The sequence below is a fragment of the Dechloromonas sp. CZR5 genome (assembly GCF_008711155.1).
Taxonomy (GTDB): Bacteria; Pseudomonadota; Gammaproteobacteria; order Burkholderiales; family Rhodocyclaceae; genus Azonexus.
On record NZ_VUYQ01000006.1, the window covers coordinates 83,292 to 107,829 of the forward strand.

Sequence of the window (24,538 nt, forward strand, 5' to 3'; positions counted from 1 at the left end):
GATGCAACCTGATTAACACTTCACGTCGAACGAGATAGAGGTAATACCCGGCTGATTTTGCTCATAAATCGTCGGAGCCAGCCTCGCAGCGGGACCTAAAGCGATACAGGCTGATTCTTGGTGTTCCGACCAACGACTCTAGTTTTCTGAGTTCTCTTACGCTTTGACTTGCCGGTAGCGGCAGATAGCTTTGCGCTCTTAATGATTGCACTTGGCACGCTACGCCGCCCCGGCACCTTAACGATCACGACGTACCGTGGCTCGGACTCTCCTATTCTATGTATCGAACGGCATTGAATCAGCGATCGAATGTGCGGTGTGCCCCCAGTGTTCGTCCCTGTCAGGTCAAGCACCAGCAGGAACCCCAATCGAATGCTAACGTTCTGGTAGTCTGTGGTCTGCCCGGCATAGTCCTTGGCTAAAGCGTCAAACGATGCATCCTGCAACTCGCGTTTAACTTCGATTACGATGCGCTCACCGGTATTCTTCAGCGCCACGTCGGCCCGTCCGCCACCGAGGTTGGTCGGTTCCATCTCCCCTGATGCAGACTGGGTGCACAGCCAGCGAAAGTAATCATCCTGAAGAGCGCTCTCCGGTACCAAGCTACCGTCGGCCGTCTCGAAAAGATAGGTAACCGAAGGATCATCCTTCTTGGTCATTTCAAGTCGATTCTTCAGGAAACGAACAGTCCACAATAACACCGCATCGAACAGCTTGGCTCCACGCGCGTTGTCACGATGATCCGGATGATTCTCAACCGAAGAACGACAATGATCAAAGATATCGATCTCTGCACCACTGAGGTTTTCAAGGCTGAATGCCAACGCATTTGCGACAAGTTCGCCAATCCGCCGTTTCGTTTCCTCGCTGCAGCGGGCTTGTGAAAGTATGGCAGCAACCGGTGCCCAAATGGCGGCTGCCTCAGTGGGGTTTCGCGGCACCGCTGCGCCCGCGGACATCAGGCGGTCTATACCACTCAAGATTGCATCGACCTCACCAACCAGTTGGTGGTTGAGATTCTGCTGTAGCCAGCATTTCAAGAGGTAGGCTTGTCCTTCTCGTTGTGCAATTGACACCTCGATCCTGGGCCGAATCAACGTCTCCAAATAGCCATCATGGCCTCGTTTTAGAATCGCACGTCCTGCACAGTAAGCAGAGAGAACCTGCCGTTCGATCACGACTTTCGGCTCCCACCAGCTAATCTCTTGCAAACTGTCGGCAAGCGACGCCAGAGTTCCGGCGAGATCGTTCCAGCAAGCTGCCTGAACATGCCTTGCCCCAAGCCAGGCCGGCAAACTCGCGTCAACATGCCATGCAAGAAGCTCGAAAGCGGATTTCTGAATCACCGCGCTACGCTGCCTCAACTCATTTACCGTCTTGTGTGCCTCGAAGTCAGTGAGAAGCATGAGGCATTCGCCGTAGAGCGTTGCTTCTGGGGTCGCCTCACGCATTGATTCAGCCCTTCTGAACCATTGCAAGGAATCTCGGAAAAACGAATTTGCTGCTTCTCGATGCGGCTCATCAAGTGCGAAAGTGAGAGATGCCATCCCCAATTCGAAGCTGGCTTCATAAGCCGCCTCGTCACAATCGGTGAGAGCCTGGAGGGCTGCGACCAATTCTGTTTCCCGCCAATGCGAATGGGCGACTCCCATGATCTTTGCGGCGTAGCGGAGGAATTGCGGCTCATCCGACACTTCGATGCCCAGCAGAGCATCGAGTAAGCGAAATTGCATTCGGCGATTCGAGACCGCCAAACGGAAAGCACCTTCAAGTGCTACTGCACGCGCAAAACCCGTTAACTTGCCTGAAGAATTGCTCGCCTTTTCGAGGCAAACCGTAAAGGCGTCACTGGCAATTGCGTCAGGCAGTTGCAGGCAGGTATCCAGGGCGTCGACCATCTCGATCAATACAATGTCGCTCGTGGCACCACGTATCAGGATGGCGATCAGTTCATGCCATGGACGTGTGTCTTGGACGGCAACATCGCCCAAATCTCGCAAGACCACCGACAAAATCTCGCCTGCCAGTGGAGATATCGCCAACGATGGCGCCTCCCCGACAATCGCCTCGACCCCACCGAGATCGGCAACGTTCGGCGACTTGCCTTCAGCGAGCAGGGACTGCAGCTTGATTTCCAGCGGGTGCAAGAGTGGCGGAGACTTAGCCACTACCATAGGTAGTCTCCATTGGCTGCTTCCCGACGACGGATGGACGGAATGTGATCGCTCATCGCCTTCGACGCCATACCCGCGACGAAAATCTGGAGATGAGGGAGTTCCTCGCAGACAGTCTTTAAACCAGAAAGCAGTTCACGAAGATCCTCTGGTGCAACTTCCTGGGCCGCAGGCGAATCGATCATGATCAGCCCCGGGTGTCTACCAACGCCCCTGCGCTCGCCCACCTGAATCATGGCGAGGACCGTAGCGACCTTCAAACGGAGGCGCTCTCCCTTTGTCACCTTGCTGAATGAGGTGTGGGCCCCCCCTTTCTCCAGCAGCAGATTTGCATTCCCCCGCAGCTGGACCTTCGACAAGCTGTGCATTCCGAAACGCTGAGCAAAATGGAGAAGGCTGGTCGAAACCTCTTCAAGGAATTTGTCACGAACAGCTTTCAGTCGTGCTTCGGTCTCACCCACTATGGCTTTGAGGACGGCAAGTTCACCATCGTCGGCGACGTCATCGGTACCAGAATCAAAGTTTGCCTCTTCAAGGCGTCCCTCGAGCACAGCGATCTCGTTGGACAACAATCTCCTGGCTTCGAATGAACCGAGCTGTTTTGTCAGCGCTTCGCTCTTGACCTGGATGGTTTCCAAATCAGCTTGCAAGGCCATCAGGTTTTCCTCGGCCTGCCTACGATTCTTCTCAGCCTTGTCGAACGCGGCTTTCGATGCCTTGACGCTCGCCTCCAGTTTTTGCTTCAGGCCCTCCGCATCCTCGCTGCTTGAGATGCTCTCTCCACATACCGAACACGAGTGATTGAGCGCTTCTTTTTTCTTCCGATCCGGATCGATTTCATGATCGCAGCGCGGGCAGCAGGTCGGATCAAGCAAGCGAAAGATGGAACCAGCCGCCGTCGAATCCTTGTAAGCCTGCAGTTCCCGACGATCCTCAAGATAGGCTGCACTTGCTTGCTGCTCGGCCAGCGTCTCGCGGTCAAGACGCTCCTGCATCGCTTTTTCCCGCCGTTTCGTTTCCGAATATCGGCGACTCAATTCTGACAGTTCGGCCCGAATCTCCTCGTCCGACGGCTGCGCGCTCAACGCCGCTCGCTTCTCGGCAAGCTGCGCTTCTATTTCCTTGACGCGCGCTTGCCTGGCCCGCGCGCCCCGACTGCGCCGACGCGTTTCGAGATCATTGCTTGACTCCACCAGTTTCAACGCCGCCGATGCCGAGGCCAATGTGGAAACCCACGGCACCCCCAAATACATCTGCATGAGACGGGGCTGCGTTCCTGAGGTGGCCGGCAGATCGCCCAACACTACGTCGTAGTTGGTACCGATGAACATTGCCCCTGACAACGCCGGCCAGCCATGAATGACTGCCTGCCCGGACTTTTCGTCGGAATCGCTTTCTCGCCACGTAGTAAGGGCTTCCATCGAGAAGGCGTGCAGAAAGAAGTCCGACATGACCATTTCGAATTGTTTTTCGCTACTGAACGATGCGAGCACCGTAGCCTCCGCTGTCGGCGACGAACGCCGAGACAACATGCCACTGATGCCATTTTGACAGTCGAGTTGCACTTCATGGACGAGCCCATCCAGATCGAAGCGCAGACAAGCGTTGTGTATCCAAGCCTTGACGTCATCCTGAAGATTGGATGAAGGTCTGCCACGTATCAACCAGCGCACGACTTCGAAGATTGACGATTTCCCCCGGAGATTCCGGTCCGTCATCATTCCCCACAACCCTATGCTTAGGTCTTTCCATTCAAAAACGTACGGCCCAGCATCCTTTACCCCTTGCTTAACCCCACTGAAAGATATGCTCAGAAGTTTCATCCTGCGTGGGGCAGGCAGGACTGGCGTCGGCACGATATGTCGCGCAGTCAACACCGACTCTACGCGGTTTGTATCGACCTTGGTCCGGCTGGCTATGGCCTCCAGCCACTCCATGTTGTCTTTTGCCATCTTCCCCCCTTAGGCGGCTTGTCTTAGTTGTTCCAACCTTCTTTGTACGTCGGACCCAATGGGAGGAATGATTCCACCGAGTTGGGTTTGGGCATACGTTGCCTGCTGGTACTGTTTCTCCTTGAGGGCGCCACCACCACGTGTACCTGCGATCTCAGAGACGAGCGCGGCCCGCTGGGCATACCACTCCAAAATCGGCTCCTGTACCACTGCGTTTGCGCAGACATCCACTCCACGAACTGTCAGAATGAAATCGGTCTCATGAACTTTGATTTTTCCTTTGATCCCGGTGATGCGTACCAGATCACGAGATCGAAGCAAGGAAAGCGCATCATCGAGGCGCTCATAGGCGCCAAAGAGGTAGCGGATCATTGGAACGCGCCGCAAATCCGGTTCATCGCTCGCGAAGATCGCTTCGGCTGCTTGAAGATGCCGGATATCACCTGTCTCGCCATACGCATCCAGCAGTTCGCTCGCCAGGTAATCCGGATTACGCATCCAGAAGTCGAAGGCGTGCAAACGTGCTTCGCCTCTGAAAATTTTCGCAACCATGAGATCGTTGGGATCGGTCAATGGCACACCACCAGCGTTCAGAATGAACAGTATCCGGATTGCATCACGGTGCGGTGCACGAGCGTTCACATTTTTCCCTTTCTTCTCAGCATTGGTTGGATCATCACGCCCCCGATCAAACATATAGCCAAGCACGGACGCTAATCGCTCTTGGTCACCTGCGACTTTGAATTTTTTGGCAGATCAGGCTTGAATGGCATCAATAGGTTTACAGGTACGCAACTTGAAGGGCCGGCAACGCTCGGCGTGGCCGACACTTCAAGCTTCGACGCGAGGAAAGCAAATGTCCCAAACCTGGATAGTGGATCGAACATTAACAACAGGCCCAGAATGGCAAGGCCATTAAAAAAACGGCGCTGCGCAATTTTTATAAAGGTCAGCTTCTCGTTAATCGTGTCTCGATTCTTCCGAGCCTGCAGTAGAGTCTGCTGGATCAGTTCCCTGATAATGTCTTTTTTCTTCTCACAGATCAGGACAATGTCTTCCACACCAATAACGTGAAAGTTAGCGACGGCCAAAGATTTGAGCGACCAATATGCGGCGGTAACGAAGTAAATGACAGCTAGTGAGAAAACGGTCGTCCAGGTAAAACAGCCCCACCCTCCAGAACAGATCGAACGATCGGTATTTCCAAGAGCCCACGTCATCAAAGGAATCAAGGTTGCGACAGCCGCAATAAACGTTGTCCCTCTTGTTTCTGCTCCAGCCTTTCTTTTTCCCTCTTCATCAGCGATACGCTGAACTGCTTCCAGATATGCGGCCAGCTGCTTCTCATCGACGTCGGGCAGGCCATTGATTTGTGCGTCTAGTTCAAGGTCCATCTGCCTAAACTTCTCGAGTTCTATAGCAGAAAGCTCTTCGGGGCGAGGCCAAAGAATATTTGTTAGCTCACGCATTTGCGATTCGCTCCAATTCCGACACGATGGCTGCGGCAATTGGATGCCCTGTTCTTGTTTCGATCCATCCCCATTGGCCATTGGGGTTGATCTCCAGAAACCAGAGTTGGCCGTCCTGGTCGAGCACGAAGTCTATTGCACCAAATCTCAAACCCAATTTCCGCGTGAGAGCAATACAACAGTCGGCCATAGCCTCCGGCAATTGATATACCGCATGCTCCAAGCCTGCGTTGGACATTCGCCGCCAATCCACTTCGGTGGCCGGATCGCTTTGCGAATCGATGGTTGCCGCAAATACCTGGTCACCTACAACCGTTACTCGAACATCAAATTTTTTCCGAATTTCCCTCTGCAGGATCATCGGGCACGCCCTGATTGAATCTGCATCGGTTTCTTCATCAATCGAGACACGAGTGGTGAATAACACGCGCTCTCGATTTCCACCCGCCACAACCGCATTCCTCAACGGTTTCCCGACAATCTGCCCGCGGTCGGCAAACTTCTTAATGGCAAGGGGATCATTGCTTACCAACGTATCCGGAATCATGAAACCCAGGGAGTTCGCGAGCGTCAGCTGATAAATCTTGTTTTCCGCAAAGGCGATCAAATGAGGCGGGTTAAGCCAACGTTCCCCAATTGCCCAATAAAGGGATTGCAAAGTGGCATGCCATTCTTGCGTACAGTAGTTCTGCTCCGCGTCACGGACCTGTGGCATCGGTTCTGGCATTCCAGGGCGACGGAAGTACGCAGCCTTTATCTGTGTCAGATCAAACGACGCATCGGGCAACTCGAACCTCCATGTACCTTCAGTGCTTGGGGTACATTGAAAGACAGCAACGGGAATTTCTTCAGTGTTAAGCCGAAGATATGGCAGACCGCGTCGCCTAAGTTCGAGAATAATGAAATCGCTGGTCAGGTCCCTTTTGTTCGTAACAACCAAATACATACTCAGTCGTCGCGTTCCGGTCTATTGGCAGTCTTGGTGGCAAGTTCGAGCAAACCGATTCCAAAGTCCTGATCATCTCGCTCAACTTGAGACAACGTCTTGGTCTGCAGTTCCAGCAACGACGACTCGCCTGTATCGTCGCGCTCAATCTGCGCTTCGGTTTTTGTCGTTAATTCAGCTATTTCACATCGTGCTTCCACGATCGGACAACCGTCCACCACCCACATGTGCAGGTCAGCACAATAACCGCCGGGAATATCGTCACTTCCAGTGCGCTCCACCGCTCCCCGAATCAAGAATGGTGAAATTTTCGAACCGATTTCCGTTGTTGCCGCGCGTCTTGCCATCTCTTCCCCCGTGCTCAGGATAAAGCATCATTGTCCCTGTCATTCTATTCGTATTCAGCCCGAATAATCGAAGTCTCGGATTCGGAAGAACCAGCAGGAATTATCGTTTTTGACAGACAGGCATCCACGCGGGCGAATTTGCCCCTCCCCTGACATTCGACAATGGAAGCAATAGCCAAAACGGCTCAGAGATTTTCTTATCCGGGCAAATCGGCGAGCAAGAAATTTACGAAACACGTTCGTGTCATGCCGTATCCAGTAAGCCCATAGCAGCCCACGAATCTGTGGGGGGAAACGTGGGGGGAAATTTCGGAAATCAGGCCTTAGAAAGCACTTGGGCCAATCCGAAGATTGGCCCAAGTGCTTGATTCTATTGGTCGGGGCGGCGGGATTCGAACTCGCGACCCCTTGCACCCCATGCAAGTGCGCTACCAGGCTGCGCTACGCCCCGACACGAGCCGTGCATTATATCTGAAATGCAGCCATTTTCACAGCTGCAACATCTCAATAATGGATTTCAATTCACCGCGCAGGCCGCCCGGCATCTTGGCAGCTTCCGGCGCCTCGGCGGTCGCCACTTCGACCGCACCACCTTCGTCTAGTCTATTGCGCGCACCGCTTATCGTAAATCCCTGATTATAAAGAAGTTCACGAATTCGGCGCACCAACAGGACTTCGTGATGCTGATAATACCTGCGGTTACCGCGCCGCTTGACCGGCTTCAACTGGTTGAATTCCTGCTCCCAGTAGCGCAGTACGTGAGGTTTAACACCGCACAACTCGCTGACCTCACCAATGGTGAAGTAGCGTTTGGCGGGAATCGGCGGCAACTCATCGCCGCCTGCAGTTTTATGCCGCGGTTCCATCGAAGGCTAGTTCAACGTCCGATTTAAGTTTCTGGCTGGCGTGGAAGGTGACGACACGACGTGCCGTAATAGGGATTTCCTGGCCGGTCTTGGGGTTGCGCCCCGGGCGTTGCGGCTTGTCGCGCAACTGAAAATTACCGAAACCGGACAGCTTGACGCCATCCCCGGTTTCCAGGGCATTCCGGATTTCTTCGAAGAAAGCCTCAACCATGTCCTTGGCCTCACGCTTGTTGAGGCCGACTTTTTCAAACAACAGGTCGGCGAGTTCGGCTTTGGTCAGCGTCATCGTTATTGTTCCGTCAGGCACGCAGTTGAGCACCGAATGCCTGTTCGAAACAGGACACCAGCTGCTGCATTGCAGCATCAACTTCCGAATCTTGCAAAGTGCGTTGAGTATCTTGCATAACTATACGGAAAGCAAGACTTTTTTTGTTTTCAGGGACCCCTTTGCCGACGTACACATCGAACAACTGGATGTCCTGAATCAACCCCGAAATCTGGCCTTTCAACCCATCAAGCAGCGTCTGCAAAGCGACCTTTTGATCAACCACGATCGCCAGGTCACGAACTACCGGCGGAAACTTGGAAACTTCGGCATAAGCGGGCACTCGGACCGATTTCACCGCGGCAAAGTCGAGCTCGAACAGCACCGGAGCCTGCGGCAGATCGTATTTCTGCGTCCATTCCGGGTGCAGTTCGCCGATACAGCCGATTTCCTGATCATCCAACAGAACACGTGCCGCACGGCCTGGATGCAGGGCCGGATGAGCCAGCTTTTCGAAACGCAGCACAGCCGGCGCCAGGAGCGCTTCGATATCGCCCTTGACGTCGTAGAAATCGACCTTGCGCGCACCAGCCCCCCAGCCTTCCGGCAGCGCACCACCAAAGGCCAGACCTGCAAGTTTCCAAGGTTGATGAAAGCCGGCAACTGGTTGCGCCGCAGCATCGCGATGGAAAGTACGCCCAACCTCGAACAGGCGGACGCGACTCTGCTTGCGCTTCAGGTTGGTGACCAGATTGGAAATCAGGCCACCGAACAGGTTGGAGCGCATGACGGCCATCTGACTGGCAATCGGATTGGCCAGACGGATCAGGTCGACTTCGTCGGCTTTCGCAGCGAAATCGGCCTCCCAGGCCTGTTCGACAAAAGCGTAATTCACCACTTCCTGATAGCCGCGATCAGCCAGCATCTGGCGGATGCGGTAAGGCGGGCGCTGTGCCTCGGGCTGCACCATCATTTCCATGCGGCCACGCGGTGCCGGCGACGGGATGTTGTCGTAGCCGTACAGACGAGCAATTTCCTCGATCAGGTCTTCTTCGATTTCCATATCGAAGCGCCAGGACGGCGGCGTCACAAGGAAATCATCGCCTTGCTGCACGAAGGACAGGGCCAACCCCTTGAAAAGGCCGGCAATACGCTCGGCACCGAGCTTCAGGCCAAGAACTTTCTCGGCACGAGCCGTACGCAGACGAACTGGCGTTCTGGCCGGCAATTCAGCCTTGGCTTCGACCACCGGGCCGGCTTGGCCACCGCAGATGTCGAGAATCAATTGCGTGGCACGCTCGATAGCGGCGCGCGTACCGCCAAAATCGACACCCCGCTCAAAGCGGTGCGAGGCGTCCGAAGCGAAACCGTAGCGACGGGCGCGGCCGGCAATCGCCTCTGGGGCGAAGAAGGCCGACTCCAGGAACAGCTCCGTCGTGTCGAGGGTGATACCACTCTCCTCGCCGCCCATGACCCCGGCCATGGCCAGCGGTTTGGCTTCATCGACAATCATCAGCACGTCGGCATCGACGGCGATGGTCTGCTCGTTGAGCAACAGCAGCTTTTCTTCCGGCTTGGCCATGCGGGCATGCACGGCGCCTTCCAGGCGGGTGTTGTCGAAAGCGTGCAGCGGCTGGCCGAGTTCGAGCATCACGTAGTTGGTGATGTCGACCAGCGCGGAAATCGCGCGAATGCCACTGCGCTCCAAACGGCGCTTCATCCACTCCGGCGTCGGCGCCTTGGCGTCCACATTCTTGACGATGCGTCCGTAGTACAGCGGACAAGCGGCCGGTGCATCGAGCACGACGGCGCGCGTATCGGCAATGCTGGCCGGCACTTCAGCGACTTGCGGCAGCGAGGTGGCTGCACCGGTAATGGCGCCGACTTCGCGGGCGATGCCTTGCAAGGACAGACAGTCGGCACGGTTCGGCGTCAGCTTGATTTCGAAAACGTTGTCGTCGAGTTCCAGATATTGGCGGATACTCTGCCCGACCGGCGCATCGGCCGACAGGATCAGCAGGCCGGAAGCCTCTTCGGCGATGCCAAGTTCCTTGGCCGAACACAGCATGCCCGAGGATTCGATGCCGCGCACCTTGGCGATCTTGATCGTGAAATCGCCGGGCAACTGGGCGCCAGGCAGCGCACTCGGCACCTTGAGGCCGACAGCGACATTCGGCGCGCCACAGACGATGGTCGTCGGCGTACCGTTGCCGGTATCGACCTGGCAGACATTCAGGCGGTCGGCGTCGGGATGCTTGACGACCTCCAGCACGTGAGCGACGACGACGCTGTCGAAGGCCGGGGCGACCGGATCGAGTTCCTCGACTTCGAGGCCGGCCATGGTCAGCAGATGGGAGAGTTCCTCGCTCGTCAGCTTGGGATTGACGAGGGTACGCAACCAGGATTCGGAGAATTTCATGGGCTTGTCTCGAAAAGTGGATCAGGCGAACTGGCGCAGGAAACGCAGGTCGCCTTCGAAGAACAGGCGGAGGTCATTAACGCCATAACGCAGCATGGTCAAGCGGTCCGGACCGAAGCCGAAGGCGAAGCCGGTGTATTTTTCCGGATCGATGCCGGCAATGCGCAGCACGTTCGGATGCACCATGCCGCAGCCGGCGATCTCCAGCCAGCGGCCCTTCAGCGCGCCACTCATGAAAGCGACGTCGATTTCGGCCGACGGCTCGGTGAACGGGAAGAAGGACGGGCGGAAACGCACCGTCAGGTCGTCCGTTTCGAAGAAGCTCTTCAGGAAATCGGCGATGACGCCCTTGAGATCGGCGAAAGAGACGTTTTCACCGACCCACAGGCCTTCGACCTGATGGAACATCGGCGAATGCGTCGCGTCGGAATCGACGCGATAGACGCGGCCCGGCGCAATGATGCGAATCTCGGGCATCGTTTCCAGCTGGCCGAACTTGGCGACGTGGGCCTGCATGTAGCGGGCTTGGATCGGGCTGGTGTGGGTACGCAGCAGCACCTTGTCGGCCAGCGTGCCGTCCGGGTTCTGCAGGTAGAAAGTGTCGTGCATCGAACGCGCCGGGTGATCCTCGGGCGTGTTCAAGGCGGTGAAATTGTGGAAATCCTCTTCAATTTCCGGGCCATCGGCGACTTCGAAGCCGATCGAGGCGAACAGCGATTCGATGCGCTCCAGCGTGCGCGTCACCGGATGCAAGCCACCGCGCGCTTCGGCACGTCCGGGCAGCGTGATATCCAGCGCCTCTTCGGCCAGACGCGCCTCCAGGGCAGCCTTGCGAATGGCTTCACGGCGCTCGTTGAGTGCGGTTTCGACCGCAGTCTTGGCAACGTTGATTGCCGCACCGGCAGTCTTCTTTTCTTCGGGCGGGAGCTTGCCCAAGCCCTTCAGGAGTTCGGTAATCTGGCCGCTCTTGCCAAGGAAGCGGGCTTTTACCTGCTCCAGTGCGTCCGGGTCGGAAATGGCAGCGAATGCAGCTTTGGCTTCGCTAACGATCTGATCGAGGTTGTCCATGGACTTGTTCCAGCAAAACTACCGACAGCAATACGAATAAACAAAAAAGGAGGCTTTCGCCTCCTTTTTTTTCAAGAGCTTAAGCTCAGGCGCCGAGCTTGGCCTTGGCCTGGGCGGCCAGTGCGGCAAATGCCGGCTGATCGAAGACAGCCAGATCGGCCAGGACCTTGCGGTCGACTTCGATGTTTGCCTTCTTCAGACCGTTCATCAGGGTGCTGTACTTCATGCCCAGCTCGCGAGCGGCGGCATTGATACGGGCGATCCACAGGGAACGGAACTGGCGCTTGCGTTGACGACGGTCACGGTACTGATACTGACCAGCCTTCATCACCGCCTGTTTGGCGATGCGATATACATTCTTGCGACGACCGCGGTAACCCTTGGCCTGAACGAGAACCTTCTTGTGACGGGCGCGAGCCGTTACACCACGTTTAACTCGGGACATGTTCTATCTCCTTACGCGTAGGGCATCATGGCGCGAACAGAAGCTGCGTCGCGCTCGTGAACAGCAGTAGCACCGCGCAGGTGACGCTTCACTTTGGTGGTCTTCTTGGTCAGGATGTGACGCTTGAAGGCTTGGCCACGCTTGATGGAACCACCAGCGCGGACCGAAAAGCGCTTCTTGGCGCTGCTCTTGGTCTTCATCTTGGGCATTTGAATGCTCCTTAATGTCATGCCGTCAGGTGGTTCCCGGCGGGAACGCTTGCACTACCCGAAAGCACTTGTTTTGCCGCGGCGAACCGCGGGTACTGCCTTGTTACTTCTTCTTCGCCGGCCCGATGATCATGATCATCTGACGACCTTCCATCTTCGGCATCTGCTCGACGGCACCAACGGCCTCGAGGTCTGCCTTGATTCGTTCCAGCTGGCGCATACCGAACTCCTGGTGCGCCATTTCGCGGCCCCGGAAGCGCAGGGTCACCTTGACCTTGTCGCCTTCTTCCAGGAAGCGCGTCATGTTCCTGAGCTTGATCTGATAGTCGTTCTCGTCGGTACCCGGGCGCAGCTTGACTTCCTTGACCTGCACCTGTTTCTGCTTCAGCTTCGCTTCGTGAGCGCGCTTCTGCTCCTGGTACTTGAACTTGCCGTAATCCATGATGCGGCAGACAGGCGGCTTTGCCGTCGGCGCGATCTCAACCAGGTCAACCCCGGCTTCCTCGGCCATCTGCAACGCAGTACGGATATTCACAATCCCTAGCTGCTCACCTTCAACACCCTGGAGACGAATCTCCGGCACCGTGATCTCATCGTTTAAACGATGGGCCTTGTTCTGAGCGATGGTAAAACCCCCGAAATATCAATAATTAAGCCGTGCCACTACGCGCCGCGACTTCCCCATGGAGTCGCTCGATCAGCGCCTCGACAGTCATCTGTCCGAGATCCTGACCACCGCGTGTACGCACGGCTACCAGTCCGTCCGCCTTTTCCTTATCGCCCACAACGAGCTGGTAAGGCAGCCGGTTCAAGCTATGTTCCCGAATTTTATAGGTAATTTTCTCATTACGCAAATCTGCCTCGGCCCTGAAGCCTGCCTGATGCAGCTTTTGCGCAACATCGGCAGCGTAATCGGCCTGTTTCTCGGAGATATTCAACACCACTGCCTGCACCGGCGCCAGCCATAGCGGCAGCGCCCCGGCGAAGTTCTCGATCAGGATGCCAATGAAGCGCTCGAGCGAACCTAGGATGGCGCGGTGCAGCATGACCGGCACCTTGCGCTCGTCGTTGCCGGCAACGTACTCCGCACCGAGGCGACCCGGCATCGAGAAGTCAACCTGGATGGTGCCGCACTGCCAGGTACGGCCGATGGCGTCCTTGATGTGGAATTCGATCTTCGGACCATAGAAGGCTCCCTCGCCCGGCAACTCGGTCCACTCCAGACCGGAAGCACGCAAACCTTGGCGCAGGGCATCCTCGGCCTTATCCCAGACCCCGTCGGAACCGACACGGCTATCCGGACGCAGCGCCAGCTTGACGGCGACGTCGGTGAAGCCGAAATCGGCATAGACCTTCTTGACCAGCGCATTGAAGGCGGTCACTTCGGATTCAATCTGGTCTTCAGTACAAAAAATGTGTCCATCATCCTGGACGAAGCCACGCACGCGCATCAGGCCGTGCAACGCACCGGTCGGCTCGTTGCGGTGGCAGGAGCCGAACTCGCCGTAGCGCAGCGGCAGTTCGCGATAGGAGCGCAGATCGGAATTGAAAACCTGGACGTGTCCCGGACAGTTCATCGGCTTGACCGCGTAATCACGGTTTTCGGAAGCCGTGGTGAACATGTTGTCCTTGTAATGCTCCCAGTGGCCCGACTTTTCCCACAGCGACTTGTCGAGAATCTGCGGGCAGCGCACTTCCTGGTAGCCGTTGTTGCGATAGACGGCGCGCATGTATTGCTCGATTTCCTGCCACACCGCCCAGCCCTTGGGGTGCCAGAAGACAAGACCCGGCGCCTCTTCCTGCATGTGGAACAGGTCGTATTGCTTGCCAAGGCGGCGATGGTCACGCTTTTCGGCTTCTTCCAGCATGTGCAGGTAGGCGTCAAGATCTTCCTTCTTGGCCCAGGCGGTGCCGTAGATGCGCTGCAACTGTTCGTTGCGATGGTCGCCGCGCCAATAGGCGCCGGCAACCTTCATCAGCTTGAAGACCTTGAGCTTGGCCGTGGTCGGCACGTGCGGGCCGCGACACAAGTCGATGAAGTCGCCTTCGCGATAGAGCGAAACCTGCTCACCAGCCGGAATGGCGCCAATCAGCTCAGCCTTGTACTTTTCCCCCTGATCGAGGAAGAACTTGACCGCGTCGTCACGCGCCCAGACTTCGCGGCTGACCGGGATATCCTTCTTGGCCAGTTCGGCCATGCGCTTTTCGATGGCAACCAGATCTTCCGGCGTAAACGGGCGCTTGTAGGCGAAGTCGTAATAGAAGCCGTTTTCGATGACCGGGCCGATAGTGACCTGGGCTTCCGGGAACAGCTCCTTGACCGCATAGGCCAGCAAGTGGGCCGTCGAGTGACGAATCACCTCGACACCTTCGGCATCGCGCTCGGTGATGATCGCCAGATCGACATTCTTGTCGATCAAATAGGAGGTATCGACCAGAACGCCATCGACCTTGCCAGCCAGCGCGGCGCGGGCCAGACCAGCACCGATGCTGGCGGCGACTTCGGCAACGGTCACTGCTTGCTCGTAGGAGCGAATGGAACCATCAGGCAGTTTGATATCGGGCATGGCGGATTCTCTGAAAAAAATCTGGACGAAAAAAAAGTGCGGCCCGAGCCGCACTTTTTTATAGACGAATAGCTGACTCGATTACAGTTTCTGAACTTCGGTGCAAGTTCGGAACAGCATTATCAGCCTCATCAGGAATTTTGGTAGGCGGTATTGGAATCGAACCAACGACCTCCACGATGTCAACGTGGCGCTCTAACCAACTGAGCTAACCGCCTAAAGAAGGCCGCATTATAGACCCTTATTCGCCCTTGTCAACAGCCTTTCGCGATTTTTTTGAAGCGCAGTACACTTCATCTTAATCACATTGGAGAGTAGTAATGAGTAACGCCTGGATCGTCCTCGGTATTTGCATCATTGTCGTCCTGGGTGCCGCCCTGCCCTTGATTCGACAACGCGACCAAACACCCCCGCCGCCCCCCAAGGAAACCCTGCGCGACTGGCGCAACGAGAAATAAGGAAGAGATGTGGAATCACGCATCACCGAGCTGGAAATCAAGATCAGCTATACCGAGGATCTGGTCGAGGAACTTAACCGTACCGTTTTTCGCCAGCAACAACAGATAGACCTGCTGGCGAAGGAATTGCGCAGCCTGCGCGACCAAGTTCAGAGCAGCCAGCCTCAGGAGTTCCGCAGCCTGCGGGACGAGATTCCGCCGCACTATTGAATATGGGACACCCCGTCACCGTTCTTTACCACGCCGATTGCCTGGATGGCTTCGGTGCGGCTTACGCCGCCTGGCGGCACCACGAAAATACTGCCACCTATCGCCCCATGCATCATGGTGCCCCCTGGAGCATGGACGAGGTGGCCGGGCACGACGTGTTCATTCTCGACTTTTCGTTCCCCCCGGCGTTGCTGGAAAGCATGGCCCGAATAGCCCGCTCGGTCACCCAGATCGACCACCATGCATCGGCACTGAAAGAATGGTCGGCTCCGGCCTTGCGGGATGAAGCGGGATTTCATTTCCATCACCCGACGTTGCCACTCAGCATCCACTTCGATCTGAACAAATCCGGCGCCCGCTTGGCATGGGAGCATTTTCATCCGGACACTCCGGTACCGCTGGCCATCCAGCACATCGAAGACCTGGACATGTGGCGCTTTGCGCTACCCGGCACGCGCCCTTTCTGCCGGGCATTGCGATTGATGCCTTTCGACCTGGAGGCATGGCATGCGTTGATTGCCGCAATCAGCGATGAATCGGCAGAGCGCTACCTGGAGATGGTGAAATCGGGAACTGCCATCGAAACATTCTTCCAGCGCGAAATTGAAAGACTGGCCCAAGGCAGCCTGTGTCAGACGGCCCAGCTGCGCGGCGAACCGGTCGATGCCTTGCAGGCCGTTCGCCACGGGCAGAACATCATCAGCTCGGGCGAACAGAGCTGGCTTGCCGTCAGCGGCCTGGCGGTGAATGCCAACGCGCTGTTTGCATCGGAACTGGGTAACCTGCTGGCCGAAAAGGGAGCGAGTTTCGGCCTTGTCTGGCAGCTGTCCGGCAATGGCGAGATCAAGGCATCGCTGCGCGCAAAGGGAAGCACACCGGATGTCTCGGTGATTGCGGCGCGTTACGGTGGCGGCGGACACCCCAATGCAGCCGGCTTTCGCTTGCCTGCCGGCCAGTTCTTCAGCGAAATCCTGAATATTGACAGCAGCCCAAGCAATTAATAGACGTTTTTAAATCCATAGTATATAAATCAATATATATTGGATTTTTAAGCATCCATTAAATGGACATTTCAAAGAAAACAGAAGACTGGGAAGCCGACCTGGGGGAGCAAGTCCGCCAGCTTCGTCTGCGCGCCAATCTCGACCAGCAGTCGCTGGCCAGCCGCGCCGGGATTGGCCTGAGCGCCCTGAAGAATCTCGAATCAGGCAAGGGAAGTACGCTGAAAACCCTGATCAAGGCCCTGCGTGCGCTTGACCGTGCCGCCTGGCTGGAGACCCTGGCGCCAAGCGTCTCGATCAGCCCGTTGCAGATGCTCCGGACGAAGCCCGAACGCCAGCGTGCTTCGCGTCCCCGCAAACAGAGGAGCGCGTAAGCATGCACCGGCCGGTCAACGCCATCGAGGTGCGTATTTGGGGGCAGACCGTCGGCGCGGTTGCACTGGACCCCAGGCTGGGCTACTACGCTTTCGAATTCGACCCGCGCTTTGCCGCTTCCGGCATCGATCTCGCGCCGCTTGCGATGCCGCTTGCAAAAGCCCGCGAGCCCTTCGTCTTCACCGATCTGCCGGAAGCCAGCTTCAAGCGGCTGCCGGCCCTGCTGGCGGACGCCCTGCCCGACGACTTCGGCAACAGCCTGATCGACGCCTGGATGGCCGGCAAGGGTGTGGCGAAATCGGCCATTACGCCACTCGACCGCCTCGCCTACATGGGCAAACGCGGCATGGGCGCATTGGAGTTTCGCCCGACGCGGGGGCCGAATGTAGCCAGCCAGACCGCGATCAAACTCTCGAAACTGGTCGACAGCGCCCGGCAGGCGGTACATGGCGAGATCGACACCGACACACATGCCAAGGCCGCCCTGGCCCAGATCATCCAGGTGGGCACATCGGCCGGCGGTGCGCGAGCCAAGGCAGCCATCGCCTGGAACCCGGCCACCAGCGAAATACGGGCCGGCCAGTTCGACGTCGAGGACGGCTTCGAACACTGGCTGCTCAAGTTCGACGGCATGGGCAAGGACAATGAGCTGGGCGCATCGCAGGATTACGGACGCATCGAATACGCTTATTCCCTGATGGCTAGCGAAGCCGGTATCGCCATGATGCCCTGCCGCCTCCTCGAGGAGAACGGTCGCGCCCACTTCATGACGCGCCGTTTCGACCGCGACGGCAATCGCAAGCATCACATGCAGACGCTGTGCGCCATGGCGCATCTCGACTACAAACAAAAGGCAACCCACGACTACAACCAGTTGTTCCTGACCATCGTGCAGCTGGGACTCGGCCACGAAGCACTCACCGAAGCTTTCCGCCGGATGGTCTTCAACATCATGGCGGCAAACTGCGACGACCATAGCAAGAACTTTTCCTTCCTCCTTCGCCAAGGCAGCCAGTGGGAGCTGGCCCCCGCTTACGACGTGACCCATGCCTACAATCCGCAAGGAGAATGGACCTACCAGCACCTGATGGGCGTCGGCGGCCGTTTTTCCGGGATTACTCAAGCCGATTGCCTGAGCGTCGCCGACCGTTTCGGCATCGGCCCGGCCAAACAGGTCATCCGGCAAGTCAAGGCAGCCATCGACCACTGGCCTGAATTTGCGGCACAAGCGGGCGTGGAAGCAGACGAAATCGGGCGAATCGGGCGACAATTCAGTCCGCTTTGAAACCGGCAACAAAAAACCCGCACGCGGCGGGTTCCATGGACAACGAACGACAATGAACAACTGCTTGATGGTGCCAGGAAGGGAATGAAACAAACAGCAAAACATGCCACCAATAGGCGATCGGCTGTTTTGTTTGTTTCATGTTACCCCCAAAGTTACCCCCATGCATTCATTGCTAGCAGCTGATTTGAGAGTAGCCACTCAGCAATCAGTCATCTCTGCGGCCGGGCTCTTGGACTTCAACACATCGCTAACAATATCATTTAGATGCGACTCAACGTCATATTCGTCGTCGGGATCAATTGACGAGATGTATGGCGTCGCGCCATGCCGCACTCTTAAGTCTTGCGCCAGCTTGAGCGCAGCAATAGCGAAGTCCTCAAGCTCTGCAGCTAGGCGAATTGCTACAAATGTCCGTTGCTGACCATCCTTTAGCCTCTGAACAAACCAGTCGCGCCCGAATGACAAAGCAGTACCAAGCAATGCAGCGCCAGCGCCGATAGTAGCCGCGATGATTGGAACAGACACAGGTACTTCAGTCATGTTTTCGATCCCCTTTCCCAGCTATTCTCAAGTTGATGCCGTCAATCAACTTTTTTGCCCGGTCTTCGAGCGTCAGATTCATTTTGTGCGCCACATTGCGCATGTAGTGCGGATCAAGGTGTTTTGAATACCCAGGGGAGCGTACTTGATTGATGGATGCCAGTAGCTTACGAACACATGCATCGCTCACGAGCCATGCTTCGATAAATTCGTATCGATCAAAGCGCTCCATCGGGATTTTTCTCATTGCGTCGCGAATTGCCGATAGCTCAATGTGCATCGAAGCGTACACATCAGGTGTTACGAGTCCATTCAATTCACTATCGAAAATCTTCTTGGCTATCTGAGCCGCTGCACCGACCAACTGAAACAGCACCTCTAGGAACTGGGTGTATGAATCGTAGGCGTCTCGTGCCTTTTGATTGGCCTGAAGCCGGTAGGCCCAATAGACCGCAAACATTGCCCCCAGAATCGCACCGATCGAACCCCATGCCTGCACCCAACTTGCACATTCAACTCGCGTTATGCCCGGGAAAAATAGGCAGGTTTCAAGAATCCTGTATTCCATAGATGAAGCACCTCAGATGCCATCTGGCATTTTTAATGACAAATACACTCAAGTAGCATAGATTTTAAGCCGTTAAGCGTACAAATAAAGGGGGTAAGCATGTACGCACATGACAGCTTTGCTCAGACGACGCTCCTAGCTCAATTTATCTCTAAGTGGCATGACAACGGTGCCTCCGAACGCGCCGGCGCACACCACTTTTTCCTGGATCTGTGCGACTTGCTTGACGTCGATCGACCAGGCTACGACCCAGACAACTACTGCTTCGAGCGAGGCGCCAGCCGCACGGGAGCCAAACGTGGGTGGGCAGATGTATGGAAGCGTGGCTGCTTTGCCTGGGAAAACAAACGGCCGGGAAAGAATCTGGATGAAGCGCTCAGGCAACTGATGACCTACGCGCTGGCACTTGACAATCCGCCGCTCCTGGTCGTCTCCGATCGTGAAGTTATTCGGATTCACACGCACTTTACTGGTACGCCATCAGAGACACACACGATCCAACTCCAAGATATTGGCGCTCCGGAAAATCTGCAGAAACTGCGGTGGGTATTCGATGACCCAGGAAAATTCCGGCCGCGCCTGACACTCCATGACATCACTGCCGAGGCTGCCGGTCGCTTTGCAGAAATTGCACAGACTCTAGCATCCGAAGGTCACGCGCCTCAAAAGGTCGCTCACTTCCTAATTCAATGCCTGTTTTGCATGTTTGCTGAGGACGTCGGACTGCTACCGGGGCAGCAGTTCCAGCATATCGTGGCAAAAAGCCAGAGCAACCCCAACAGACTTACCGCGCATCTCAGCGACCTTTTTGCATCCATGCGCATCGGCGGAGAATTCTGGGGTGAGGATATTCCCTGGTTCAACGGCGGTCTGTTCGAAACAATCGAGGTGATTCCGCTTGGCAGCAGCCAAATTGCTGCACTGCTGGACGCAGCACGTATGGATTGGTCGCAAATCGAGCCATCAATCTTTGGGACATTGTTCGAGCGCGGGTTGGACCCAGCGCTACGCGCACAGCTTGGGGCAAATTACACTGATCCAGACACAATACGCAAAATCATTCATCCGGTGATTGCCGAGCCCCTCGCCGAGGAATGGGAAGAAATCAAGCGACAGATTCGTGCGAAGCTCACTGCGGCCGGGAAAGATCTTGCACTTGAAAAGGTAACTGCGGACGCCCGAATTAATAGATCGATTAAATCCGAAGGCAATGACGCCAATTCAGGCCATCCGAGCTTTCGGGAACTGCAGCCTAAATTGGCCAAACAGGTTGAAGCCCAGAAAGGTAGGTTGACCAAGGCGGCCAAAGCATCAAAGAAACTCTTTCTTGGCTTCATCTGCCGGTTGCGGGATTTCCGGGTACTTGACGCCGCCTGTGGTTCCGGGAATTTTCTGTACCTAGCCCTACGCGCGTTAAAGGATCTCGAACACCGCGCCAATCTGGAAGCTGAAGCATTGGGACTGCATCGGCAGTTGATCATCGAGACCTGCCCTGCCAACGTTATGGGGATTGAAATCAACCCCTACGCTGCAGAATTGGCACGGGTGACCATCTGGATTGGCGAGATTCAATGGATGCTTGCCCACGGCTACGAAATTCGCAGAAACCCAATCTTGGCGAAGCTTGATCATATCGAATGCCGCGATGCCATTCTTAGTCAAGACGGAACAGAGCCGGCTTGGCCTATTACCGACTGCATCGTTGGGAACCCACCTTTTCTCGGCGGTTCAGTCATGCGAGGCAAACTCGGAGACAACTATGTAGACTCCTTGCGGCTCTGCTACGAGGGACGCGTTCCCGGTGCGGCAGATCTAGTCACATATTGGTTTGAAAAGGCATGTGCTGCCATCGCTAAGGGCGGATGTCTGCGTGCCGGATTAGTAGCCACCAACTCCATTCGAGGCGGTGCAAATCGCAAAGTGTTGGAACACATCGTAGCCAACTCGCGCATTTTCGAGGCATGGTCTGATGAGCCCTGGGTCAATGAAGGGGCTGCCGTAAGGGTGTCGTTGGTCTGCTTTGGCGCCGGCGCCGTAGCCCGATTGAATGACAGCCCCGTAGCTGGCATCCAAGCCGACCTAACCGCGGAAGGCCTTGATTTAACGCGCACACAGCGCCTAACAGAAAATATTAACGTCAGCTTCCAAGGCACATCTAAAAAAGCCAGTTTTGACATCTCGGGCGAGCTAGCCCGCTCATGGCTGCCGCTGCCCAATCCGAATGGAAAACCAAACAGTGATGTAATACGCCCGTGGGCGAATGGTCTGATGCTCTCGGGGCGCGCTTTAGATGGCTGGATCATCGATTACGGCACTGAAATGAATGAAGCTGATGCTTCTTTATACGAAGCACCGTTTTCATATGTCCTGAAGTACGTGAAGCCCGAACGTGATCGTAACAACCGCGAGTCTTACCGCCGCCATTGGTGGCGTCACGCGGAAGCCCGGCCGACCCTGCGTCACGCCCTTGCTGGCCTGCACCGGTTCATTGCCACCATTGCACATTCAAAGCATCGCTATTTCGTGTGGCTCAACTCAACAGTATGTCCAGATCAAGCGCTCATTGTGTTTGCGCGCTCCGATGACACCACGTTTGGTATTCTCCATTCACGCTTTCACGAAATATGGGCGCTTCGAATGGGTAGGGGCTTTCAAGATTATCTCGCCACTGAATGGGAGAGATGTTCTGCAATGGTGTCAGCATTCGAAGGACATGCTGTCACATTCCTAACAACAGCCAACGGAGGGGGAGTTGCTGCACTGATGGCATTTGCGGGATCGGCTGGATATACAAGCCCGTGGGCATATGCAACCCTTGCGGCCTTTATCGTCGGTATTTTTCTGGCAGGCGCAACGATTGCCGCTGGATATTATCGGCTCTGCCACATAACAAAAGGCCTTGGCGACGATCACCGAAAATTCAATATGGGCAGTATTTCGGTCCAAGAGGTGGGAGCCAACCACGAGGCACGATTTAATAAATTCGATTGGGGTTTGAGTTTCGCCTGGGGGTCCGCGATTGCGTTGCTGTTTGGCATGGCCCTTGGAACAAAGGCATACATCGATTTTCCTGCATTCAAGGCCGAAAAGGAAAAAGCGGAAGCGGCGAAGGCGTCCAAAGACCCGATCACTAATTTGACATGCGCTGCTGCAGCAGTGCCCCAACAAAAGAAAAAGTGAGCTAGTAGTTTTATCTATTCAGCTTTGCGCCGTACAACGCGCAAACTCAAGAAAGGGAATGCATGAAACGCTACAAATTTGTCTGCACGTTGGATTTCGGTGACGTACTTGTTCAAACCTTGGTTTGGATCATCTTGGTAGTCTGCACCTTCGGTTTGGCGCTGCCTTTCTTCGCGTACTTCTTCATTAGGCTGATCATCAACAAAACTGAGATGCACGAAATTTCGGGGGGTGGTGTAGGGACCGAGCCGTACATCCGGAGTGAGCCAGGCGCCTGATCGGCATGGCTGATCTTGTGTCAAGTAGTCTTACTAGATTGGTGCTATGAGCAGCAAGACTGAGCAAGCGAAACTTATCGCGTTGATTCACTGGATCGACCAAACCACAGGTGGCTTGAGCCTGCCTGCCGATGAAAAATCTATGATTGCAGCAGGATGCTTTGATGTTGTCTTAGAACATCAGGCCGCAATCGCTGCCCTGTACTCGGTAGGCCTTAATGGGTCTCTATTGGCGATCCTCCGTGTTCTCGCAGAGTCGTTGATTCGTGGCCTGTGGCTTACACATGCGGCGACAGAAAGAGATATTCATCGATTTAAGAAAGGGAAACTGCCTTCAATCAAAGAAATGATTGATGCCTTTGAATCGACGATCGACACACCAAACGGCGTATTGTCCAGGTTTAAAGAGACAGGTTGGAATGCACTCTGTGGATTCACTCACACAGGTTTCAACCAGATAACGCGACGTCACTCTCCCGGATTGATTGGTTCGAACTATGCCGACTCGGAAATTGCAAAAGCTCTTGGTGTTGCAGGTGCACTTGGCCTCATCGCCGCAAGTCAGATTGTCGGAATGGCCGGTCGAGAAGATTTGGTCGATTGCCTAATGGAACGGATGAACGATTATGCAGCACTTCCGTGAAGCGGAATGATTTCCGCCCCCGCTTTCAGCTTGTCGAGATAATCCGCCCATAGCTGCATCATCGCCTTGCGCTCCTTGAGGAATTTTGTCCGGTTGTAGGCCGTGCCCAAGGTATCAGCCACTGTGTGCGCAAGTTGATGCTCAATGACTTCCGGCTTGATGTGCAGTTCCTCGTGCAGAATGGTTCTAGCCATCGCCCTGAAACCGTGTCCTGATATTTCAGTTTTGGTATCAAACCCGAGCCGGCGTAAGGCCGCATTTACCGCCGCCTCGCTCATTGGCCGATCCTTACTACGAGCGCCAGGGAAAACGTAGCGCCCGTTACCAGTCAAAGCGTGCAGTTCACGCAGAATGGCAACCGACTGCCTTGCCAGTGGCACCAGATGCTCGGTCTTCGTCTTGTTGATGAAATAGCGCCAGTCAGATTTATCCAGATCGAAACTTGCCCACTCTGCTTTACGTAGCTCACCAGGACGGGTAAATAGCAGCGGAGCAAGGAGTAGCGCCGACTTGACCACGAACGTGCCGCTGAAGCCGTCAAATGCCCGGAGAAGCTCACCTACTTCCTTGGGGGCTGTAATCGCAGCAAAGTGTGTTTCTTTGGCGGGAGGAATTGCCCCACGAAGGTCTGGACAAGGATCGCGCTCAGCGCGGCCCGTAGCGATGGCGTAGCGGAATACCCGGCTGATCTCGCTGCGTACTCTGTGGGCGGTATAGCGTGCCCCCCGCTCGTCCATGCGACGCATCACGCTCAACACCTCGGGAGCGCTTATTTCAGAGATCGCCTTGCCGCCAATCCACGGGAAAACGTCGTTTTCCATCCTGGCCAAGGTCTTCGCAGTCTGGGCTGGCTCGACAGTATCTTTCCGCTGCTCCAGCCATTCGCGGCAAATCACTTCGAAGCTATTGGCTGCCCGCTCTGTTTTTGCGGCCTTCTGGGCTTTGCGCTGCTCACTTGGGTCGCCACCATCTGCCAACAGCTTACGGGCTTCATCTCGTTTGTTTCTTGCGTCCTTTAGGCCGACTTCTGGATAGATACCAAACGACAGCAGCTTTTCTTTACCGCCAACCCGAAACTTGAGGCGCCACCACTTGGACCCGTTGGGATTTACCAACAGAAAAAGGCCTTTTTCATCAGCCAGCTTGTACGGCTTTTCCGTTGGTTTGGCTGCACGTATCGCAGTATCATTCAGCGCCATTGGGGGTAACTCCATCCAATCAACAGGGGGCACCAGAGCTTTCTGGGGGTAACTCCAACAGGGGAATCATC

The 24,538-nt window shown here is 55.7% G+C and carries 25 protein-coding genes and 2 tRNA genes; 8 read left to right on the forward strand and 19 right to left on the reverse strand.

The window, feature by feature from the left end; genetic code table 11:
- Positions 1-95: 95 nt before the first annotated feature.
- From F1002_RS15660 to F1002_RS15735, 16 genes are all read right to left on the reverse strand, one after another.
- On the reverse strand, positions 96-2,174 hold the full coding sequence (locus F1002_RS15660) for a hypothetical protein (protein WP_150429985.1): 2,079 nt from the start codon (positions 2,172-2,174) through the stop codon (positions 96-98).
- Complete coding sequence (locus F1002_RS15665; protein ID WP_150429986.1) at positions 2,168-4,126, reverse strand: large ATP-binding protein; 1,959 nt, start codon at positions 4,124-4,126, stop codon at positions 2,168-2,170. Before F1002_RS15665 ends, F1002_RS15660 begins: the two co-directional genes overlap by 7 nt.
- A gap of 9 nt (positions 4,127-4,135) precedes the next feature.
- A complete protein-coding gene (locus F1002_RS15670; RefSeq protein ID WP_223879636.1) occupies positions 4,136-4,834 on the reverse strand; it encodes a hypothetical protein in 699 nt (232 codons plus the stop codon).
- Between the two features lie 5 nt (positions 4,835-4,839).
- A complete protein-coding gene (locus tag F1002_RS15675) occupies positions 4,840-5,595 on the reverse strand; it encodes a hypothetical protein (protein WP_150429987.1) in 756 nt (251 codons plus the stop codon).
- The gene (locus tag F1002_RS15680; RefSeq protein ID WP_150429988.1) at positions 5,588-6,541 is read right to left on the reverse strand and encodes an MvdC/MvdD family ATP grasp protein; all 954 of its coding nucleotides are present in this window, start codon (positions 6,539-6,541) and stop codon (positions 5,588-5,590) included. Before F1002_RS15680 ends, F1002_RS15675 begins: the two co-directional genes overlap by 8 nt.
- A 2-nt stretch (positions 6,542-6,543) precedes the next feature.
- Entirely contained in the window at positions 6,544-6,888 is a 345-nt protein-coding gene (locus tag F1002_RS15685) for a hypothetical protein (RefSeq protein WP_150429989.1), read from the reverse strand.
- A 374-nt stretch (positions 6,889-7,262) separates the two neighbouring features.
- Positions 7,263-7,339 (reverse strand) — tRNA-Pro (locus F1002_RS15690).
- Positions 7,340-7,376: 37 nt separating this feature from the next.
- Positions 7,377-7,754 (reverse strand): MerR family transcriptional regulator, encoded by a 378-nt coding sequence (locus F1002_RS15695; protein ID WP_150429990.1) that lies wholly within the window; start codon positions 7,752-7,754, stop codon positions 7,377-7,379.
- Positions 7,738-8,046, reverse strand: a complete 309-nt coding sequence (locus tag F1002_RS15700; RefSeq protein WP_223879645.1) for an integration host factor subunit alpha — start codon at positions 8,044-8,046, stop codon at positions 7,738-7,740. Before F1002_RS15700 ends, F1002_RS15695 begins: the two co-directional genes overlap by 17 nt.
- A gap of 7 nt (positions 8,047-8,053) precedes the next feature.
- Complete coding sequence (pheT, locus tag F1002_RS15705; RefSeq protein WP_150429992.1) at positions 8,054-10,438, reverse strand: phenylalanine--tRNA ligase subunit beta; 2,385 nt, start codon at positions 10,436-10,438, stop codon at positions 8,054-8,056.
- A gap of 21 nt (positions 10,439-10,459) precedes the next feature.
- A complete protein-coding gene (pheS, locus tag F1002_RS15710) occupies positions 10,460-11,506 on the reverse strand; it encodes a phenylalanine--tRNA ligase subunit alpha (protein WP_150429993.1) in 1,047 nt (348 codons plus the stop codon).
- 85 nt (positions 11,507-11,591) lie between these two features.
- Positions 11,592-11,951 carry a 50S ribosomal protein L20 gene (gene rplT, locus F1002_RS15715; protein WP_150429994.1) on the reverse strand — a complete coding sequence of 120 codons (360 nt, stop codon included), beginning with the start codon at positions 11,949-11,951 and terminating at the stop codon, positions 11,592-11,594.
- An 11-nt stretch (positions 11,952-11,962) separates the two neighbouring features.
- A complete protein-coding gene (rpmI, locus tag F1002_RS15720; protein WP_150429995.1) occupies positions 11,963-12,160 on the reverse strand; it encodes a 50S ribosomal protein L35 in 198 nt (65 codons plus the stop codon).
- Between the two features lie 103 nt (positions 12,161-12,263).
- Positions 12,264-12,785, reverse strand: coding sequence for a translation initiation factor IF-3 (infC, locus tag F1002_RS15725; protein WP_084019665.1), 522 nt, complete (start codon positions 12,783-12,785; stop codon positions 12,264-12,266).
- A 25-nt stretch (positions 12,786-12,810) separates the two neighbouring features.
- The gene (thrS, locus tag F1002_RS15730) at positions 12,811-14,727 is read right to left on the reverse strand and encodes a threonine--tRNA ligase (RefSeq protein ID WP_150429996.1); all 1,917 of its coding nucleotides are present in this window, start codon (positions 14,725-14,727) and stop codon (positions 12,811-12,813) included.
- Between the two features lie 141 nt (positions 14,728-14,868).
- A tRNA-Val gene (locus F1002_RS15735) sits at positions 14,869-14,945 on the reverse strand.
- 102 nt (positions 14,946-15,047) lie between these two features.
- Here F1002_RS15735 and F1002_RS21035 point away from each other — a divergent pair.
- The 5 genes from F1002_RS21035 to F1002_RS15755 all read left to right on the forward strand — a co-directional run bounded on the left by F1002_RS21035 (position 15,048) and on the right by F1002_RS15755 (position 18,056).
- Positions 15,048-15,185 carry a hypothetical protein gene (locus F1002_RS21035; protein ID WP_191090432.1) on the forward strand — a complete coding sequence of 46 codons (138 nt, stop codon included), beginning with the start codon at positions 15,048-15,050 and terminating at the stop codon, positions 15,183-15,185.
- Positions 15,186-15,194: 9 nt separating this feature from the next.
- Entirely contained in the window at positions 15,195-15,395 is a 201-nt protein-coding gene (locus F1002_RS15740) for a SlyX family protein (RefSeq protein ID WP_150429997.1), read from the forward strand.
- Positions 15,396-15,397: 2 nt separating this feature from the next.
- Complete coding sequence (locus F1002_RS15745; protein WP_150429998.1) at positions 15,398-16,396, forward strand: DHH family phosphoesterase; 999 nt, start codon at positions 15,398-15,400, stop codon at positions 16,394-16,396.
- Positions 16,397-16,458: 62 nt separating this feature from the next.
- A complete protein-coding gene (locus F1002_RS15750) occupies positions 16,459-16,770 on the forward strand; it encodes a helix-turn-helix domain-containing protein (protein ID WP_150429999.1) in 312 nt (103 codons plus the stop codon).
- Positions 16,771-16,772: 2 nt separating this feature from the next.
- Positions 16,773-18,056, forward strand: coding sequence for a type II toxin-antitoxin system HipA family toxin (locus F1002_RS15755; protein ID WP_150430000.1), 1,284 nt, complete (start codon positions 16,773-16,775; stop codon positions 18,054-18,056).
- A 201-nt stretch (positions 18,057-18,257) separates the two neighbouring features.
- Here the strand turns inward: F1002_RS15755 and F1002_RS15760 are convergent, their stop codons facing one another.
- Entirely contained in the window at positions 18,258-18,599 is a 342-nt protein-coding gene (locus F1002_RS15760) for a hypothetical protein (protein ID WP_150430001.1), read from the reverse strand.
- Positions 18,592-19,167, reverse strand: a complete 576-nt coding sequence (locus F1002_RS15765) for a hypothetical protein (RefSeq protein ID WP_150430002.1) — start codon at positions 19,165-19,167, stop codon at positions 18,592-18,594. The genes F1002_RS15760 and F1002_RS15765 overlap by 8 nt, the downstream gene beginning before the upstream one ends.
- 99 nt (positions 19,168-19,266) lie before the next feature.
- Between F1002_RS15765 and F1002_RS15770 the strand changes: the two genes are divergently transcribed.
- The 3 genes from F1002_RS15770 (at position 19,267) to F1002_RS15780 (ending at position 23,268) form a co-directional block, all read left to right on the forward strand.
- Complete coding sequence (locus tag F1002_RS15770) at positions 19,267-22,347, forward strand: DNA methyltransferase (protein WP_150430003.1); 3,081 nt, start codon at positions 19,267-19,269, stop codon at positions 22,345-22,347.
- 62 nt (positions 22,348-22,409) lie between these two features.
- A complete protein-coding gene (locus F1002_RS21520; RefSeq protein WP_150430004.1) occupies positions 22,410-22,625 on the forward strand; it encodes a DUF6693 family protein in 216 nt (71 codons plus the stop codon).
- Between the two features lie 46 nt (positions 22,626-22,671).
- Positions 22,672-23,268: a hypothetical protein gene (locus tag F1002_RS15780; protein WP_150430005.1), complete on the forward strand. Its 597-nt coding sequence runs from the start codon at positions 22,672-22,674 to the stop codon at positions 23,266-23,268.
- On the opposite strand, the gene F1002_RS15785 is transcribed toward F1002_RS15780, so the two are convergent.
- The gene (locus tag F1002_RS15785; protein ID WP_150430006.1) at positions 23,250-24,467 is read right to left on the reverse strand and encodes an integrase arm-type DNA-binding domain-containing protein; all 1,218 of its coding nucleotides are present in this window, start codon (positions 24,465-24,467) and stop codon (positions 23,250-23,252) included. The two genes, F1002_RS15780 and F1002_RS15785, sit on opposite strands and share 19 nt — an antisense overlap.
- Between the last annotated feature and the right edge of the window lie 71 nt (positions 24,468-24,538).